This window comes from Staphylococcus caprae, from assembly GCF_002902725.1.
Taxonomy (GTDB): Bacteria; Bacillota; Bacilli; order Staphylococcales; family Staphylococcaceae; genus Staphylococcus; species Staphylococcus caprae.
In genome coordinates this window covers 11683-29156 of sequence record NZ_PPRT01000007.1, presented here as the reverse complement: position 1 = coordinate 29156, position 17474 = coordinate 11683, and the positions used below count along the sequence as shown (strand labels likewise).

Annotated in this window: 18 protein-coding genes and 1 pseudogene; 8 read left to right on the top strand and 11 right to left on the bottom strand. The window is 33.6% G+C overall.

What is annotated here, in order from left to right; genetic code table 11:
- From CD155_RS01420 to CD155_RS01410, 3 genes are all read left to right on the top strand, one after another.
- Positions 1–885 carry a GNAT family N-acetyltransferase gene (locus CD155_RS01420; protein ID WP_103212322.1) on the top strand — a complete coding sequence of 295 codons (885 nt, stop codon included), beginning with the start codon at positions 1–3 and terminating at the stop codon, positions 883–885.
- Between the two features lie 327 nt (positions 886–1212).
- Positions 1213–2076, top strand: coding sequence for a GRP family sugar transporter (locus CD155_RS01415; protein WP_002443767.1), 864 nt, complete (start codon positions 1213–1215; stop codon positions 2074–2076).
- A gap of 19 nt (positions 2077–2095) precedes the next feature.
- Positions 2096–2887: a glucose 1-dehydrogenase gene (locus tag CD155_RS01410; RefSeq protein ID WP_002443769.1), complete on the top strand. Its 792-nt coding sequence runs from the start codon at positions 2096–2098 to the stop codon at positions 2885–2887.
- A 314-nt stretch (positions 2888–3201) separates the two neighbouring features.
- Here the strand turns inward: CD155_RS01410 and CD155_RS01405 are convergent, their stop codons facing one another.
- Positions 3202–4110, bottom strand: coding sequence for an AEC family transporter (locus CD155_RS01405; protein WP_037541590.1), 909 nt, complete (start codon positions 4108–4110; stop codon positions 3202–3204).
- Between the two features lie 150 nt (positions 4111–4260).
- Between CD155_RS01405 and CD155_RS12870 the strand changes: the two genes are divergently transcribed.
- Together CD155_RS12870 and mspA are read left to right on the top strand one after the other, a co-directional pair.
- A complete protein-coding gene (locus CD155_RS12870; RefSeq protein ID WP_002443773.1) occupies positions 4261–4425 on the top strand; it encodes an SE1832 family protein in 165 nt (54 codons plus the stop codon).
- A gap of 250 nt (positions 4426–4675) precedes the next feature.
- Positions 4676–4993: a membrane stabilizing protein MspA gene (gene mspA / locus CD155_RS01400; protein ID WP_037541591.1), complete on the top strand. Its 318-nt coding sequence runs from the start codon at positions 4676–4678 to the stop codon at positions 4991–4993.
- 64 nt (positions 4994–5057) lie between these two features.
- On the opposite strand, the pseudogene CD155_RS01395 reads toward mspA, so the two are convergent.
- Together CD155_RS01395 and CD155_RS01390 are read right to left on the bottom strand one after the other, a co-directional pair.
- Positions 5058–8225 (bottom strand): annotated as a pseudogene (locus CD155_RS01395) (efflux RND transporter permease subunit).
- A 94-nt stretch (positions 8226–8319) separates the two neighbouring features.
- A complete protein-coding gene (locus CD155_RS01390) occupies positions 8320–9570 on the bottom strand; it encodes a lipid II:glycine glycyltransferase FemX (RefSeq protein ID WP_103212321.1) in 1251 nt (416 codons plus the stop codon).
- A 154-nt stretch (positions 9571–9724) separates the two neighbouring features.
- On the opposite strand from CD155_RS01390, the gene CD155_RS13185 reads away from it, so the two are divergent.
- Positions 9725–9976, top strand: a complete 252-nt coding sequence (locus CD155_RS13185) for a hypothetical protein (protein ID WP_080981450.1) — start codon at positions 9725–9727, stop codon at positions 9974–9976.
- Here the strand turns inward: CD155_RS13185 and CD155_RS01380 are convergent.
- On the bottom strand, positions 9973–10734 hold the full coding sequence (locus tag CD155_RS01380; protein ID WP_070871891.1) for a VOC family protein: 762 nt from the start codon (positions 10732–10734) through the stop codon (positions 9973–9975). The two genes, CD155_RS13185 and CD155_RS01380, sit on opposite strands and share 4 nt — an antisense overlap.
- Positions 10735–10909: 175 nt before the next feature.
- On the opposite strand from CD155_RS01380, the gene CD155_RS01375 reads away from it, so the two are divergent.
- Positions 10910–11341 carry a MarR family winged helix-turn-helix transcriptional regulator gene (locus CD155_RS01375; protein ID WP_002443780.1) on the top strand — a complete coding sequence of 144 codons (432 nt, stop codon included), beginning with the start codon at positions 10910–10912 and terminating at the stop codon, positions 11339–11341.
- Positions 11341–12540: an MFS transporter gene (locus CD155_RS01370; RefSeq protein ID WP_070871890.1), complete on the top strand. Its 1200-nt coding sequence runs from the start codon at positions 11341–11343 to the stop codon at positions 12538–12540. The genes CD155_RS01375 and CD155_RS01370 overlap by 1 nt, the downstream gene beginning before the upstream one ends.
- A 143-nt stretch (positions 12541–12683) precedes the next feature.
- Here CD155_RS01370 and CD155_RS01365 read toward each other — a convergent pair whose 3' ends face one another.
- The 7 genes from CD155_RS01365 to CD155_RS01335 form a co-directional block, all read right to left on the bottom strand.
- On the bottom strand, positions 12684–13034 hold the full coding sequence (locus CD155_RS01365) for a SarA family transcriptional regulator (protein ID WP_002432752.1): 351 nt from the start codon (positions 13032–13034) through the stop codon (positions 12684–12686).
- Between the two features lie 324 nt (positions 13035–13358).
- Entirely contained in the window at positions 13359–14381 is a 1023-nt protein-coding gene (gene moaA, locus CD155_RS01360; RefSeq protein ID WP_002443782.1) for a GTP 3',8-cyclase MoaA, read from the bottom strand.
- A 12-nt stretch (positions 14382–14393) separates the two neighbouring features.
- The gene (gene mobA / locus CD155_RS01355; RefSeq protein WP_002443783.1) at positions 14394–14999 is read right to left on the bottom strand and encodes a molybdenum cofactor guanylyltransferase MobA; all 606 of its coding nucleotides are present in this window, start codon (positions 14997–14999) and stop codon (positions 14394–14396) included.
- A gap of 5 nt (positions 15000–15004) precedes the next feature.
- On the bottom strand, positions 15005–15238 hold the full coding sequence (moaD, locus tag CD155_RS01350) for a molybdopterin converting factor subunit 1 (RefSeq protein ID WP_037541593.1): 234 nt from the start codon (positions 15236–15238) through the stop codon (positions 15005–15007).
- 1 nt (position 15239) lies between these two features.
- The gene (locus tag CD155_RS01345) at positions 15240–15686 is read right to left on the bottom strand and encodes a molybdenum cofactor biosynthesis protein MoaE (RefSeq protein WP_103212320.1); all 447 of its coding nucleotides are present in this window, start codon (positions 15684–15686) and stop codon (positions 15240–15242) included.
- Positions 15683–16165, bottom strand: a complete 483-nt coding sequence (gene mobB / locus CD155_RS01340; RefSeq protein WP_103212319.1) for a molybdopterin-guanine dinucleotide biosynthesis protein B — start codon at positions 16163–16165, stop codon at positions 15683–15685. The genes CD155_RS01345 and mobB overlap by 4 nt, the downstream gene beginning before the upstream one ends.
- Positions 16162–17421: a molybdopterin molybdotransferase MoeA gene (locus tag CD155_RS01335; protein ID WP_070830333.1), complete on the bottom strand. Its 1260-nt coding sequence runs from the start codon at positions 17419–17421 to the stop codon at positions 16162–16164. Before CD155_RS01335 ends, mobB begins: the two co-directional genes overlap by 4 nt.
- Between the last annotated feature and the right edge of the window lie 53 nt (positions 17422–17474).

Sequence of the window (17474 nt, the reverse complement as noted above, 5' to 3'; positions counted from 1 at the left end):
ATGGATATCATTCAATTGAGTGAGCCACAAGAAATAAAAGCATTTATTGAATCATCTCTATACCTATCAACATCTTATTTATATAAACTTCCACAACAATATGAAGACTTTGATACTTTATTAAATGAAGCAATTAGCAATTCTGGAGTTGTCGCGTTGACAGAAGATGGAACAATTTTAGCTTTAATGCTCGCTTTCTCATATGATCATCATCGATATAAAGTGATAGGACCTTTTATAGCACAAGATTTCCAACTCGATGACGAGCACTTCCAATTACTTTTCGACAAATTAACTGAACATCAACCCGAAGAGACTATTTTTAATTTTTCATTTGAAGAAGGTGTGCAAGAATACAAACCTTTCATGAAGCAAATACATGCAAGCTATAATTTTACAGATTATTATTTAGAAGCTCACCAAGATCTAGGAGAGACTTTTAATAGTCAGAATATCATTGAATATCAAAGAGGTTTTTATCGTGCATTCAGTAAGTTACATTTAATGACTTTCAAACATGATGCGATGACACCGGAGGAGATTATAGAATCACTAGATGAACATCACCGATTGTTCTTATTTGTTAGCGAAGGGTTACTTAAAGGTTATTTATATTTACGAGTAGATGCTGAACGACATAGTGCTGAAATTAAATATTTTAGTTCTCATATTGATTATCGACTTAAAGGGATTGCCTTTGATTTATTAGAATATGCGTTGAAATTTGCTTTTGAACATTATTCTATTCATAAGGTTTATTTCAAAATCCGTAATAAAAACAGCAAACTTGTGGAACGCTTTAATGAACTAGGATTTCAAATTAATTACGAATATAAAAAATATAAATTCGAACCTCAACATCTGCACCAAGATTTCACTCAATAACTGAATATCATATTTTTAAATAAATATAACAATAAACTTTGACTGTGAATCAATATTGTTTTTAGAGCTTTAACCTATAGTTCTAAAACTAACGTGTGATTTACAGTCTTTTTAATTTCTATACTATTTGTCTTCTTATTTCGAAAATACAAACACTAACCTTTCTTAATGTTTTAACATTCAAATTGTTTCACTTAATTACAATGATTAGTAATTACAATTATTGCAACTTCAAGTTTTTGTTTTTTACTTATTAATTTTTATGCTTTAAAATGATTTCAAGTGTTAAGGGGACACTTAATCATGTTTTAGGAGAGTGAGTAATAAGTGCAAATTTTAGACTTTCTTATCGCACTATTACCGGCCCTTTTTTGGGGTAGTGTTGTAATTATAAATGTATTTGTAGGTGGTGGCCCCTACAATCAAATCCGAGGCACGACATTAGGAACATTAATTGTCGGTATCGGTTTACTATTAACTGGTAATGCTGCTTTTGATAATTTTACTGTCATTATTGTAGGTCTGATTTCTGGTGCGCTTTGGGCATTTGGTCAAGGCAATCAATTGAAATCAGTCAATTTAATCGGTGTATCAAAAACTATGCCAATATCTACAGGTATGCAACTTGTTGGTACAACCTTGTTTAGTGCTATTTTCTTAGGAGAATGGAGCACAATGGTTCAAGTTGTCATGGGCTTAATTGCAATGGTATTACTTGTAGTCGGTATTGCTTTAACGTCACTTAAAGCTAAGAATGAAGGTACATCTAACAATCCAGAATTTAAAAAAGCAATGGGGATTTTACTTATATCCACAGTTGGCTATGTAGGTTATGTCGTACTTGGCGATATTTTCGGAGTAAGTGGTACAGATGCCCTATTCTTCCAATCAATTGGTATGGCAATCGGAGGATTTATTCTATCAATGAATCATCAAACCTCTGTTAAATCTACTGCGCTCAATCTCATACCTGGTGTCGTATGGGGTATTGGTAACTTATTTATGTTCTACTCACAACCTAAAGTGGGTGTAGCAACAAGTTTCTCATTATCACAATTACTTGTTATCGTATCTACATTAGGTGGGATTTTTATTTTAGGAGAGAAAAAAGATCGCCGCCAAATGATTGGTATATGGTCAGGTATTGTCGTTATTATTATCGCATCAATTATTCTAGGTAACTTAAAATAGTAGTCTAGGGGGAGTCAAAATGTTTCAAGAATTAGAAAACAAAGTAGTCGTTATTACCGGAGCAGGTAGTGGTATAGGCAAATCATTTGCTGAAAACTTTGGTAAAGCGAAAGCAAAAGTTGTATTAAATTATCGTTCTGATCGTCATTTAGATGAATTAGAAGAACTTAAAAATACGATTCAAAGCGCTGGCGGACAAGCTATCGCAGTTCAAGGCGATGTATCTGTAGAAGAAGATGTGAAGCATCTTGTTCAATCTGCAGTGGAAACGTTCGGCACCATTGATATTATGATTAATAATGCTGGTTTTGAAAAGCCAATCCCAACGCACGAAATGTCATTAGATGAATGGCAAAAAGTGATCGATATTAACTTAACTGGCGCATTTATCGGTTCACGAGAAGCCATTAACCAATTCCTTAAAGAAGATAAAAAAGGCGTGATCATTAATACTTCAAGTGTTCATGATACGATTCCATGGCCAAATTACGTCAACTATGCTGCAAGCAAAGGCGGAATGAAGTTAATGATGGAAACGATGTCTATGGAATATGCGCAATATGGTATCCGTATTAACAATATTTCTCCAGGTGCCATTGTCACTGAACATACGAAAGAGAAATTCTCTGATCCTAAAACACGTGAAGAAACTTTAGAAATGATTCCAGCACGTGAAATTGGAGAAGCTCAAGATGTAGCCAATGTTGCTTTATTCTTAGCATCTGATTTAGCCAGCTATATCCATGGCACAACTTTATATGTTGATGGTGGTATGACAAATTATCCTGCATTTATGGGTGGTAAAGGATAATTTGAAGTAACATCCTTGGACATACTTGTACAAAAATAATAGAGGTCGGGATAAAAGTGTTTAGGATTTGAGCAGAGCCGATCAATGCGCAAAATTGTTTCTCAAATTTTGTCGAATTGTGAGTGTTACTGCTGAAAATCCTGCTTTTGGGACACCGTTAATCGGTTTCCCAGAACACAATTCCCAACCTCTATTTTTATATACAATATTTCGTTTATTTTTAATGAGTGAGGATGTTGTTCCTTTCTCAAGTGATTCATCCCACGTTAAAGGTATCTGCACTTAATTTTAATTTTCAAAAGGAGCAAATACAATTATACAAAGAGTGCTTGATAAATATAGAGTATGACAATACTGATCACAATCGTTAAGTTGGTGACCATACCTATAAAAGGCAATGTCTTATATTTAAATTGAATAGAATAAGGAATGATCGCTACGCCTACAGGTAACAACCATGTAATTAGCAATGTTGTTTTAATCATTTGATCTGAAACCGGTAAAAAGAAATGAACGAGTGTACCAGCTACAATCGCTAAGCCGTAATGTAGACATAAATATTTAATTGTCACAGGCAAGTATTCTCTATCAATGCTAAAACTTAACATGACACCTAGTAAAATCATAGATAAAGGCATATTGGCTTTAGAAAGAATACTAAAGAAATCTATCGCCGGTTTCCAAATATGAATATTAGACATATTCAGTATAAACATCACAATATATGTCACGAGCGGTACAGATTGAATCAATTTTTTCCCTAAGAATTTAAAATTGAATTGGTCTGCCCCTTCACTAAAATAACTCCCTACAAAGTAAGTTACTCCGAACATAATGACTGCGCCACCGATATCCGCCATACCGAAATATACCATACCCTTTTCAGGCCAAATTGCGTTAACTAATGGATATGCGAAGAGTCCGATGTTCATTGACCCTGTCATCATTCCTACTGAGCCACGCATGTGATTGTCATACTTTCTGAAAAACCATACAACAATGATTTTAGCAATCACACCATACACAATCATCATGATTGGTAAAATAGAGAATGACATATTTAAATCGGCACTGTTTAAGTTAACGATAACGAGAGAAGGTAATGTGACATTTAATACGAGCGTTGAAAGAACTTGGCTATCTGTTGCTTTTAAATAATTGATACGTTTTAGGAAATAACCAAGCGCAATGAGTAATATAATCATGACAAATTGTTCAGTCACATGTATTCCTTCTTTCCCAAAAATTTCACTTTTTACAGTTGATAACTTTAACATATCTCTTTCAATTTTTAGAAGTGTCTTGTTTCATGATATAATCTTATTTAAATATAGTTAATAATCAATTTCAATTATAAAAGGAGATTTGTTTCTATGGATTTAGAATCTAAATTAACAGAACTTAAGTATGATTACGTACGTTTACAGAATGATTTAGATAAACGTGAATCGCTCAATCAAAATATTGACCCACTACTTAATCAATTAGAAGAAATTGAAAAAGAAATAGCAGATGTCCGCGCTAAAATGAATAGCTAATTGAGTTGAATTTAATAAAAAGATTGCGCGCGTCGACAAAGTAATGTGCATGGCATTAATAAAGCAAGTTGCTATCACAGGTTGCATCGGACAAGCTCGATCGTACAAACACATCATCACATTCTAATTTAAACATTCAATGGCTATTTTTATAATTAGTTCTGGATTTACATATACCGTTGACTAGACATCCTAGTCAGCTACTTTTTATCGTGCTAATATAATATTCGTAAAGGAAAGGATGTCTCAGATGCTACTGTATCTTATCTTATTGCCCATTTTATATTTAATTGTCGCTTATATTAGTATTTTTAAAATGCGTTCAATTTTTACTAGAATTTTAAGAATTATCATGGGTGTTTTATTATTATTTGTAGTTGCTATCACTACTTTGCAATTCCCTAAAGAAAACTGGTGGGTATTTATCGTCTTATTATTGCTTGTAGGTAATATTGAAGTCACTGGCTTTAAAAAACTGAAAGACGACGAAAAAGGCGTTAACATTTTAAATATTATATCAATTATTTTGATAGTGATTTATGTGATATTGGCGCTATTCTTATATTAATAATGGAAAATCGACTTAGGCTACCATGGTGAGCGGCCTAAGTCGATTTTTTCGTTTTATGAGTCTATTTTCTAAAAAGTTTGTTTTTAAGCGTGAATAGTATTTCGTAAATGACTGGCACGACGATGAGTGTCAGAATAGTTGATGACACAAGACCACCTATCACAGTAGCGGCCATCCCTTTTGAAATAAGAATTGAACTATCTTGACCAAATAATAATGGTATTAAGGCACCAATTGTCGCAATGGCAGTCATCAATATCGGTCTAATACGTGTGCCACCCGCTTCAATTAATGCTTCTTTCATTGCCATACCTTGCTTTTCATTATTAATGACACGATCTATTAATACAATCGCATTAGTAACAACAATACCTATCAACATTAACATACCTATAAGACTTGGTACGGAAATTGTCTCTCCGGTAATCACGAGCGCTAGCACAACCCCTATCACTGTGAATGGTAGTGAAAAGAGTATCGTAAATGGCGCAAGTCCACCCTTAAATGTAATCACAAGTATTAAGTAAACGATAATAATTGCTGCGACCATCGCTATAATAAGTTGAGAAATAGCTGTATTGATATCATCGGTCGCACCACCTACATTCAATTTAACGTTATGTGGTTTATCAATATCGTTTAATTTAGACATAACATCTCGTGATTTTCCGCCTACGTCTTTATCAGTGACTTTGCCTGAGACAGTCGTAGCATAGTCTCCATCTTCTTGAGTTAACTTACTTGGCGTTGTAGTCTTTTGCAATGTAGCAATTTCACTTAATTTAATCGTTCCGCCTGTCGGTTTCTTCAATTCTATGTTATTCAATTTCTTCGCTGACCAATCAGTTTGTTTATTTTGCTTCACTTTAACATCGATTTTCTTACCTTTTTCTTTCACTGTTGTAATCGTCTTTTCAGGTAAGTTTTCATTTAGATTCATAGCTAATTGACTCGCAGAGATGCCGTTATCTGCTGCTTTATTTTGGTCAACTTTAATTTCATATTGATCATAAGTTTGTGTTAAATCGGATTTAACATTCGCAATACCATCGATATCTTTCATCGTTTTCTCAACTTTTTCTATAGTGCCTTTGATATCATCGGTAGAAGGACCTTTCACAGTTACTTCAACAGAATCATTTCCTGCTCCTGTACCTAGATCTTGGTTTTTTCATTCTCCTGGTTGTTTGAATTGATCAATATGTTTTAAAACTTTATCCGGTTCTTCATCGAAATTAGGTGTATCCGATTTATATTTAACCATGATAGCCATACTATTTGTACTTCCAGTTGGATCTTGTGGTGTCGGGCCTCCAACAGAATATTGCACAGTTTGAACCTTATCTTTACTATCCAAATATTTTTCAACTTCTTCAGCATGATTGAGTACTGCTTTTTCAGTTTCCCCAGGTTTAGGTGTATAAGTAAGCGCTAAGAACTTGTCATCGCCAGATGAAATGTAACTTGTTCCTAAACTTGTTGCCCCTAACCCGATGCTGCCTATAAGAATCACGATACTTACGATAATGACTATCCATTTGTGATTTAACGACCATTTAAGTATTTGACGATATCCTCGACTGATGGCACCTAAACCTTCATGTTGACGCTTTGTTTTCACACCTTTTCTGAAAAGGGTCGCACCTAAAGAAGGCACAACTGTAATAGATACAAGTAACGATGCGAGAAGACTAAACGTAATAGCCAAAGCAAATGGTCTAAACATTTCACCCACTGATCCTGATACAAATACAAGTGGTAAGAACACGACAATAGTTACTAACGTAGACGACATAATGGGTTTAAACACTTCAGTCGTAGCATTGATTATTAAATTTTCGCCTTTCAACTTTTCATTTGGATGGGATAATCTTCGGTAGATATTTTCCACTACTACAATAGAGTCATCAATCACACGACCAATGGCTACTGTTAAGGCACCCAACGTCAAAATATTTAATGATACATTACTCAATTTTAAAGCTACGAGCGCAATTAAAATAGACAATGGGATAGATACTACGGAAATCGCAGTTGTTCGAATATTTCTTAAGAACAATAGGATAACGATAATAGCCACAATTGTTCCTAATGCTGCTTTTTCAACCATTGTATAAAGAGAGTCTTGAATAGGTTTAGCCGTATCCATTGTCTTAGTTGAAGTCATGCCATGATTATTCTTAACAAATTCGTCCACTTTTTTCTGAACATCTCTTGCGACTTGAACCGTATTCGCATTTTGAGCTTTTATAATTTGTAAGTTCACTGCATCTTTACCATTCGTTTTAGAAATGGAGGTACGTTCATCTCCTACAGAGACTTGTGCAACATCTTTTAGAGGAACAGATGGCATTTTACCATCGCTACTAGATGTCTTCGAATTAGAATTTGAAGCATTTGTATTATCTTTCGGCATTAAGCTACTGTTCTCATTTTCACTATCGCTACTAGAATTATCATTACTTTGACTACCTTGGCCTGCAGCAGACATTGGTATTTTAAGATTTTTCAAAGCATCAACCGAATTGAATTCGCCATCTACAACTATAGATTTATCTGTTTTGTCGAATTGGAATAATCCTAGCGGTGTCTCACGTGTTGCAGTTTTTATGTAGTTTTCAACATCATCTGCTGTTAAACCTTTTTCATCTAATGCTTTTTGTTTAAATTTTAATGTCACTTCACGATTGGTTTGTCCATTTAATTGTGCATTTTGGACGCCGTCAATCGTTTGAAGTTTTGGAATAAGTTGTTGATTTAAATCTTTGGTCACATCTTTTAAATCGTGTTGGTTGCTGGTGAATGAATAGGCGACCATAGGAAAGGCATCCATAGAATTACGTGTTAATTCTGGATCTCCTACACCATCTTTGAATTTAATTTTATCGATTTCTTTTTTAAGTTGCTCTTCTGCTTTATCCATGTCTGTGCCATTGTCATATTCAACAGTTACGATAGACGCATTTTGAATTGACTCTGTTTTGACACTTTTTACATATGCTAAGGAACGCACTTGGCTATCAATTTTACTACTAATTTCATCTTGTGTAGATTGAGGTGTCGCACCTGGCATCGTTGTTTGAACTGAAATCATTGGATTTTCTACATCTGGTAACAATTCAAGTTTTAATTTCGCGCTCGAATACACGCCCCCTAGAACGACTAATACAACCATGAGAAATATAGCAAATTTATTACCTAATGAGAATTGTAATAATTTTTTTATCATCCTATTATTCCCTTCCACTTATAAATTCATTTATAGTAAAAAATCTGAACGTTCTAGTAATATCATAGACGCGTTCAGATTCTCATTATGTTAATTATTTACCTTTTAGTTTACGTGATAATTTAATTTTAGCTTTAGTTAGTCGTGGTTTTACTTGCTCAATAAGTTGATACAATGGTTGATTAAGTACATAATCAAACTCACCTATTTTTTCACTTAAATATGTGCCCCATACACGTTTGAATGACCACAATCCATAATGTTCTGAATCTTTGTCGGGATTATTGTCAGTACCACCGAAATCATACGTTGTTGCACCGTGTTCTCGTGCATATTGCATCATAGTAAATTGCATATGATGGTTAGGTAAGAAATCACGATAATCATTCGAAGATGCACCATATAAATAATAAGATTTATTACCAGCGAACATTAACAATGCACCGGATAAGTAAATACCATCAGGATGTACTTTTTCAAGTTCTAGCATATCATTTTTAAGTTCATCCGTCTTTTTAATTTTATTATCTGTATCGTTGATTTTATTTAGTGTTTTTTTGTCTTGTTTTTTAGCTTGTAGCTTTTCTTTTTCGTTATTAAGCTCTTCCAAGTCTTTGTTAATTTTTTCTAAAACAGGCTTTGGCTCTAACTTAACTAAGAAAAGTTCGGCATCTCCATCTTCATGAAGTGCATCATAAATATTTTCAAAGTAACTAATATCGCGCGTTAAGAAGCCATCACGTTCTCCTGTAATCTTCATTAAGTTCGCAAAAGTTTGAAGTCCTTCTCGTCCTGCGCGTTCTACTTTAGTGCCTCGTTTAAGAGCTAAACGTACCTTAGAACGATTACGACGTTCAAAACTTTGAATAAGTTCATCATCAGATTTATCAATTGGCGTAATCATCGTCATTCGTGGTTGGATATAATCCTTAGATAAACCTTCTTTGAAGCCTTTATGTTTAAATCCTAAATCACGTAGATTTTTTAATGCATCAGTCCCTTTATCGACTTCTACATCTGGATCAATTTTGATTGCATAGGCTTTTTCTTCTTTTGCAATTACTTTTGTATATTTTAATAATGCTTCTAGGGCCTCTTTATCACTATAATCTGTGACAAACCCTCTTGATACGTAACATAACGTATAAGGAAGTTTTGGTATTTTTTTAAATAATAATTGCCCTACACCTTTGATTTCACCATTTTCACCAACCGCAATTCTTCTAGAATACCATCCAGTCAATTTCTTAGTATCTGCCCATTTAGATAATTGCAGTAAATCGCCATTTGGATGAGATTTTACAAATGCGTCATGTTCTTGATTAGTGATATTCATCTTTTCCATGGTTTATAATATCTCCTTTATTTTACAGTAATTTTAATTATACATCCTATCTTAATCGCTGTCGATTAAGTATGCTATAAACCTTTTTAGTTCTGACATCCTGTTAAATCTTGATATAATATTTATTATTATGAGATAGAAAGAGGTTTTCTTAATGAGAAAGATTATACTATCTGTATTTATATTATTAAACATAATTGCAATAATAGTGACGTTAAGCCATCCGCTTACCGTATCTTATTTTAGTCTTAGAGTGATATGTGTTGCATTAACGTTCGTTCTGTCTCTTTTCTTCTCACTTATAAGAACATCTCGTTTTGACACAATTTTAAGTATCATTTCTATTTTTATTGCGCTCATCCATATCGGCATTATCGCACAAAGTACCTACCAATATTTATACTAATTAATAGGTTCAAATCTGTATTTGGCACCTCTAATAAATATTGAATATGGCGCTGTCGCATTAGCATCTTTAATAATTAGTGTGCGGTAGCCTGATTCTTTTCCATCTTCAATTCTGAAAAGGATATCATCATCTTTCAAGATTAGATCTGTATAAGTATCATATTCATGTAAGATTTGCATATCATACCATTGCTTCCAATCCTCAACAGTTTTGTGTCGTTGACTACTACTAATTACTACTGCTTCAATTGAAAACTGCTTTTGATAAAAATCTTTCAGATGTGCTTCTCTAGACGCTTCGCTTTCGTCCCATTGTATGAAAAACGGCGGTTTAACCCTATAGTCAGGATTAGCAATATACAATAATTGCCAACCTACTTTATCGCCTTTTTTATTATCTCTTTCCATTCGTAAAGGCCCTATCGTATCAATACCTCTATCAGTTAAAGTTTGTTTTACCTGCTCAATATCATTCGTTCGCATACTGATAGTTTTAAAACCTTGAATAAAGTTATCTTGTGCAATCTTAGTGGCAAATGATACGCGTCCCTCTTCAGACTTTGCTAACTTCTTCAATTTTTCTTTATCCTCAACGTCTAACATTTCAATATAATTACCATTAATATAAGACAATTGGTTGAAAGTTCCAAATTTATGATGCTTACCACCGCTATGTAATTTCAATAATTTCCCAGGAAATTGAAATCGCTCGAGTTGATCGATGTAGTGGATGATATGATCAAATTTGAGCTCCATCTATCTTCCCCCTCTACCTCTTATTAATGCTTATTTTAACAAAAAGCCGACCATTTTACTTTTAATATCAAAAAGAATAAAAAAGTATTGCAAAATTCATATTTCAGTCATATAATACTTTTTGTACCAAAAAGGTTAGCTAAGCTAACTATAATGACAAAATGAGGTGTCGGCCATGTTAAACAATGATTTCTTTAATAGTTTCATCGGAGTTTATAGACCTTATATAAAATTAACACAACCTATTCTAGATAAGCATGATATCCATACAGGTCAGTGGCTTGTGCTGAGAGATATAGCTAATTTCCAACCAACTACATTGGTTAAAATTTCTCATCGTCGTTCAATTGAAAAACCTACAACTCGTAAAATTGTTAAGGTCCTACTTGAAAATAATTGGATTGTTGCTACTCAAGGTAATGACAAAAGAGAAAAATTATTAAGTTTAACGCCTGTAGGTAAAGCATTGTTCGATGCAATTAATGAAGAAGTAACGGTTGTTCAAGAAAACATTATTAAAAAAGTAGGTTTAACAGAAGCAAAGCTCTCAGAAATTATAGAGATTATGTCTCAAATTCACGAGACATTAATTAAGGAGGATAAATAATGAACGAAGCGATACCTACTAAGGATCCTATTTTCACCAAAAGTTTTAATCTTAATTTTGCGATTAATTTTTTCGTATACTTATGTATGTATTTATTAATCGTTGTCATCGCTGGATACAGTAAAACTGAATTCCATGCTTCCGATTCACTTGCAGGTCTTGTAGTAGGACTATTCATTGTAGGATCTCTAATCGGCCGTTTTATTACTGGTAAATATGTGAATCAGTTTGGTCCGAAAAAGATACTTATATTTGGATTAATTTGTTTAATCATCACACAATTACTTTATTTCATACCAGGTTCAGTTTGGTTCTTAATGATTGTGAGATTACTCAATGGCATTGCCACAGCAATCGCTACAACTGCTACAGGTACCATAGCCGCCTACGTCACACCACCTACACGAAAAAGTGAAGGTATTAGCTTATTTTCATTAAGTTTAGTATTAGGTACCGCCATTGGACCATTCTTTGGTATGTTATTAATGAATTCATTTTCAATTAAGATACTATTTATTATCTGTGTTGTTCTTGGTGTAATCAGTGGTTTGTTATCATTATTTATTAGAATTCAATTTCAAACTGTTAAAGCTAAAAATGATTCAGTAAATCAAAAAGGTTCGATTTTGAGTCACTTTATTGCAAAAGAAGCGATACCAGTTGCGATTGTTATGATGCTCATTGGTGTGACTTATGCAGCAATTTTAACTTATTTACAAGCATTTGCCGTAGAAAGAAACTTAGTCACAGCGGCAAGTTACTTCTTTATCTTTTATGCGGTAGCATCTCTATTTACGCGTCCGATTGCCGGTCGTTTAATGGATGATAAAAATGAAAATGTAGTAGTATATCCAGCATTTATCTTTTTAGTCATTAGTTTCGCAATGCTAATGTTTAGTTTCAATGGTTGGATGTTATTAATTGCTGGTATTGCCCTAGGTATTGGATACGGTAATCTATCATCATCTATGCAAGCCATTGCAATCAAAGTATCTCCATCTACAAAATATGGATTAGCTACATCTACGTATTTCATAGGCTTGGATATTGGCATAGGATTCGGACCATCATTCTTAGGTTTATTTACACATATGATTACTTATAGTCAATTGTTTGGAATTATGGGAATTCTAGGAGTAGTTACTTTGATTATTTATTTACTTGTTCACGGACGAAAAGTAAAACATCAAAGCATTTAATAACTTAACTTGATTAAGCAAAAGTTAAAATAGAAATTTCTATCATAATATATATAAGCGCCTCTAAAATGAATTTTTGAATCAATTCATTTTAGAGGCGCTTTTTATATCAATACTTCATTTATTTAGTTCTTTATTTTTACTTAGTTCGCAATACTAATGGTTTCAATTTCACCAGTCATTTTATCTAATAATTTCTTTTGTTTAGCGTCAAAGAAATAGAATACTTGTCTTTCATCTGTTTCTGAACGTAATTTTGAAATGAGTTCTTTTTTATAGATTTTTCGAATAATCACATCAATTTTACTTGTGTCCCATAACATTTCGAAATGTAAAGTATCGCGTAATTCTTTCCCACTAATCTTTGTATCTGCATATACTTTATATAAAACCACAAACTCTTCAATCGAAATACGATAAGTTGTCTTAAGCCAATGCTTTAATTGGCTCAACTCTCTTTCAGATGCAATAAAACGTTGTACTTTGTTACTCATAATAAAATGCCTCCTATGTTGATTCTTAGATGTAATGTTTGCATTATAAAATTCAATTGCTTAACTTTATTATATAACAAAGTTTGCATTTATTCTATTACAAATATTAAAATAGCGTCTAAATCTTGTTAAGAATTTAAACAATTTAAACAATCAGTTATATATTGAAAGGCATATAAAATATCTAAATAGATTTTGCCACAGCAAAGTTATCTAACGAATTGCTTTTAAATATATACATTTAAAATTCAAACAATACACAAAGCAATATTTTGAGGTTTTTAAAGGGGATTCTCATTGCTGAGAATCTTTATGTCGGGAACCCTAACCCCCAATATAGTTCATGTTGATTTTTTTGTGTTTGCGGTTGGCTACGGTTTGTTCTGTTCGTTCGTCTGAGTAGCGGTCGTCTCTTATGTTCCATAGTGCTTTGAATTGGTCTTTTAATTCTTGGTCTGTAACGCCTGATCGCATAAATGATTTAACGTTGAAGCCGTCTACGGTTGCAAATAAGCAACCATAAAATTTCCCGTCTGATGATAGTCTTGCGCGTGTACATGTAGAGCAAAATGATTGAGAGACACTTGTGATTAATCCAAATTTTGCACCGTTTTCTTTGTGTCGATAATATTTAGCAACTTCCCCATAATATTTTGGCTCTACTGGTTCTATATCAAAGTGCTGCTCAACCATACTTAACATTTCGTCTTTAGTTACTACCTTACTAAAATCCCATCCATTATCATTACCAACATCCATAAATTCTATAAAGCGTATTTCAATATCTTTATCTTTAAAATAATCAATCATTGGAATAATCTGATCATCATTTACGCCTTTCTGAATCACAACATTGACTTTGACGTGAAAACCTATTGATACCGCATAATCAATTTGTTCTAAAATTGTTGAAGCTTTGATATTTCGATTATTAATTGCTTGAAAGACTTGATCATCGATAGCATCTAAACTCACATTGATACGACGAAGGCCTGCGTCATATAACTTTTGTCCATGTTTCTTTAAGAGCAATCCATTTGTTGTTAAACCAATATCTTCTATACCTTCAATTTCATTCAATTGCTCAATCAATTGATATAAATTACGACGTAATAAAGGTTCTCCTCCAGTAATTCTGATCTTTTTCACACCTAATTCAGCATAAATACGAGAAATACGAGTCATTTCATCAAACGTAAGTAATTCATCTTTAGGTAAAAAGACAAAGTCATCACCGAATATTTCTTTAGGCATGCAATAATCACATCTGAAATTACATCTATCTGTGACAGATAACCTTAAATCACGAATGGGTCGGCCTAACTTATCTTTAATTTGCTCTACCATAATTGGACCTCCCTATTTTTTAATTTCTAGTTTTAAAGAGTCCAAATCTTGCTGATAGTTAATATTGTTATACCAGTAATGAGGTGAATTGATTTCTGAAACGTCTAACCAATCAGTGGATAATTGTTTATAAACATTCTTCATACTATAATCACTAGATTGTAGTGCTTGTTCTATAACCTCTTTTGCGTGCGGTCCATAAAATGCAATCGTGGGTATCTTCATGTCTCCATCTTTAAAAGCTGCAATGTCTAAATGATCTTCAATTAAATGAGATATCATAAATTGATATAACCCACTGACAGCCTTACTCGTAATCATGGGTGTGTCTACAGAAACAACGAAGAACAGTTCCTCATCTGAGTACTGCTTCATTACTGAATAAATTCCTGCTAAAGGGCCCTTATCTTTATTTTCTTTATCATCAACAACTACATGTGCATACTTAAATTGTGATGCTAATTGTTGATTTGTACTAATTATAATTTCATTAAACATATTTGTTGTTGTTAAGGTTTCTATGATTTTCTGATAAAAAGGTTGGCCATCAATTTCGGCGAATGCTTTTGGTTGACCAAAGCGTTCTGAATGACCACCTGCCAGTATAATTGCTTTCATTAAATTTATCCTCCACTAACTGGTGGAATAAGTGCGACAGTATCTTGTGGTTGTATGATATCGTCTTTTCTTACAAATTCCTCATTTACTGCAATTTGAAATTTTTTATCATCAATTTCTGGATGTTGATTAAAAAGGTGAGCTTCAAACTCTTGAACCGTCATCTCTTTTTTTATATCGATTTCTTCTGATGATTGATTTAAAATCTCTTTCAATTCTGCGAAGTAAAGTACTCTCACATTATTCACCTCTCTTCGCTTCTTGATGTGTGCCTTTTTGATGGCCTTGCCATTCTGCACCATCTTCCCAAATTTCTTTCTTCCATATTGGTACAATTTCTTTAATACGTTCAATCGCATATTCATTTGCACGATACGCATCTTTTCTATGTGGTGAAGAAACTGCAATGAGTACGGCAATATCTGAGATATTCAATGGTCCAATACGATGGACAATTGTAGTAATTGTTCCAGGCCATTGTTGCTGAATTTCATCACCAATTTGCGCTAATTTCTTCTCTGCCATAGGAATATAAGCTTCATATTCTAGATATTCCGTGCGCACACCTTTTGTCCATTCTCTAACATGACCTGTGAAAACGACAACTGCACCTTGATGCTCATTGACTGTGTAGTCTCTATATTGCTCAGTTTGAATCGGTTCAGTCACGATTTCAAATTGCTTCATTTATCTTTCAATCCTTCTATGTTAATCAAATCTAACAATGCTGTTTCAAAATGTTTATAGGCATTCGGCTCATTCAAATTCACTTTAAAACGTACATGTGTTAATTTTGATAATTTTTCTAATTCCTTATCATCTTTGTATACAACAATTTTGTCGAAATGTTCATTTTTAAATCCTTCAACCAAGATGATATTACAATCAATTGTAACAGATTCATTAATAATATCAGTAAGATTCTGTTTATAGCACCGTGTCACTGTCTGTTGATACGTAGCACCTTGAACAATGCTTTGGTCAGCGCCTGCATTGAAATGTTTCATATGGTCTACACTATCATTTTGCAAGGTAATATCTTCACCTTGATGTCCATGATGCTTAATCGTTACAACTGTATATCCTTTTTCCTTTAAAAATGAAACCGCATGTGCCATTAAAGTCGTCTTGCCAGAATTTTTAAAACCGACAATTTGTAAAATCATAACAACAGTTCCTCTTCAAAGGCATTGGATTCCGTCAGTAACACATCAACAGTATGACCGGCTTTAAATCCACGCGTACCTCCTGGCAACATAATCATCGCATTCGCATGCGCAATCGCAACAACAGCACCTGATTTATTAAAACCTGAAGGGACTACTGTCGCACCTGCTGGAGTTAAAGTCGCTTTCGCACGAATGAAACGCGTAAACGGATTCGCTTTAGTAAAATCTTCCATTAATGTCGCTTTAATCATTTGAGGATAACACGCTTTTGCACCCATGATTTTATTCACAGCAGGTTTAACGTAAAGTTCAAATCCTGTAAAACATGCTGAAGGATTACCAGATAGTCCAAATAAATACTGACCATTTGCAAATGCTACAGTTGTTACACTGCCAGGTCTCTGAGCGACTTTATTAAATAAGACATCAGCGTTGATTGCTTTATAAATCTCTGGTAAATAGTCAAAATCACCTACTGAAACACCGCCAGTAGTAATCACCATATCATGTTGTGACAACGCTTCTTTAACAACTTGAATGCTACTTTCAAGATCATCTTGTTGGATTTTATATGCGCCGACCTCTAAACCAAAACTTTCAGCTAACGCCTTAATCATAGGCCCATTCGAATTCCTAATTTTACCAGGTTCAAGTTCATCTTCTACTTCAAGTAACTCACTACCAGTAGCAATAACTGCAACACTCGGTTTCATTGCTACTGGTACTTCTGTATAACCATAAGTTGCTAATACGGCAATAGTTCCCGGATTGATATGTTGACCTTTTTGTAAGACAATGTCACCTGTCGTCGTTTCTTCACCTTTTAATGATACATTTTCAAAATGTTCAAATGGTTTACGTATCGTAAATGTTGTTTCGGATTCAACGGTTTGTTCAAACATTACGACAGCATCCGCACCTTCAGGTATTTGTGCACCTGTCATAATACGGACTGCTTGATTCTTCCCAATTTTCTTATCAGAAACTGATCCAGCACCGATATGATCTATTACTTCGAATTCAATACGATGTTCACCACTTGCGCCTTTAGAGTCTTCACTACGAATCGCAAAGCCATCATATGGTGATTTATTAAAGCGAGGTATATCATATGTCGCCACGATATCTTCAGCTAATACATATCCTAAGCTATCATCTAATTTTACTTGAGTTTTACGTACTTCTACATTTTGCTTCATCACTCGTGAAATAGCTTCTTTTACTGGTATTGGGGTTCTTTTCTCAACTGACATATTTTCATCTCCAAAAAATAAATATTTTCGTGATATACTAAGTTCTGCTAGGA

What these genes read in the sequence shown, in the direction of transcription:
- CD155_RS01420 (WP_103212322.1), top strand. Translation starts at nt 1, where the DNA reads ATGGATATCATTCAATTGAGTGAGCCACAAGAAATAAAAGCATTTATT.
- CD155_RS01410 (WP_002443769.1), top strand. Translation starts at nt 2,096, where the DNA reads ATGTTTCAAGAATTAGAAAACAAAGTAGTCGTTATTACCGGAGCAGGT.
- CD155_RS12870 (WP_002443773.1), top strand. Translation starts at nt 4,261, where the DNA reads ATGGATTTAGAATCTAAATTAACAGAACTTAAGTATGATTACGTACGT.
- mspA (WP_037541591.1), top strand. Translation starts at nt 4,676, where the DNA reads ATGCTACTGTATCTTATCTTATTGCCCATTTTATATTTAATTGTCGCT.
- CD155_RS01390 (WP_103212321.1), bottom strand. Translation starts at nt 9,570, where the DNA reads ATGGAAAAGATGAATATCACTAATCAAGAACATGACGCATTTGTAAAA.
- CD155_RS13185 (WP_080981450.1), top strand. Translation starts at nt 9,725, where the DNA reads ATGAGAAAGATTATACTATCTGTATTTATATTATTAAACATAATTGCA.
- CD155_RS01380 (WP_070871891.1), bottom strand. Translation starts at nt 10,734, where the DNA reads ATGGAGCTCAAATTTGATCATATCATCCACTACATCGATCAACTCGAG.
- CD155_RS01375 (WP_002443780.1), top strand. Translation starts at nt 10,910, where the DNA reads ATGTTAAACAATGATTTCTTTAATAGTTTCATCGGAGTTTATAGACCT.
- CD155_RS01370 (WP_070871890.1), top strand. Translation starts at nt 11,341, where the DNA reads ATGAACGAAGCGATACCTACTAAGGATCCTATTTTCACCAAAAGTTTT.
- CD155_RS01365 (WP_002432752.1), bottom strand. Translation starts at nt 13,034, where the DNA reads ATGAGTAACAAAGTACAACGTTTTATTGCATCTGAAAGAGAGTTGAGC.
- moaA (WP_002443782.1), bottom strand. Translation starts at nt 14,381, where the DNA reads ATGGTAGAGCAAATTAAAGATAAGTTAGGCCGACCCATTCGTGATTTA.
- mobA (WP_002443783.1), bottom strand. Translation starts at nt 14,999, where the DNA reads ATGAAAGCAATTATACTGGCAGGTGGTCATTCAGAACGCTTTGGTCAA.
- CD155_RS01345 (WP_103212320.1), bottom strand. Translation starts at nt 15,686, where the DNA reads ATGAAGCAATTTGAAATCGTGACTGAACCGATTCAAACTGAGCAATAT.
- mobB (WP_103212319.1), bottom strand. Translation starts at nt 16,165, where the DNA reads ATGATTTTACAAATTGTCGGTTTTAAAAATTCTGGCAAGACGACTTTA.
- CD155_RS01335 (WP_070830333.1), bottom strand. Translation starts at nt 17,421, where the DNA reads ATGTCAGTTGAGAAAAGAACCCCAATACCAGTAAAAGAAGCTATTTCA.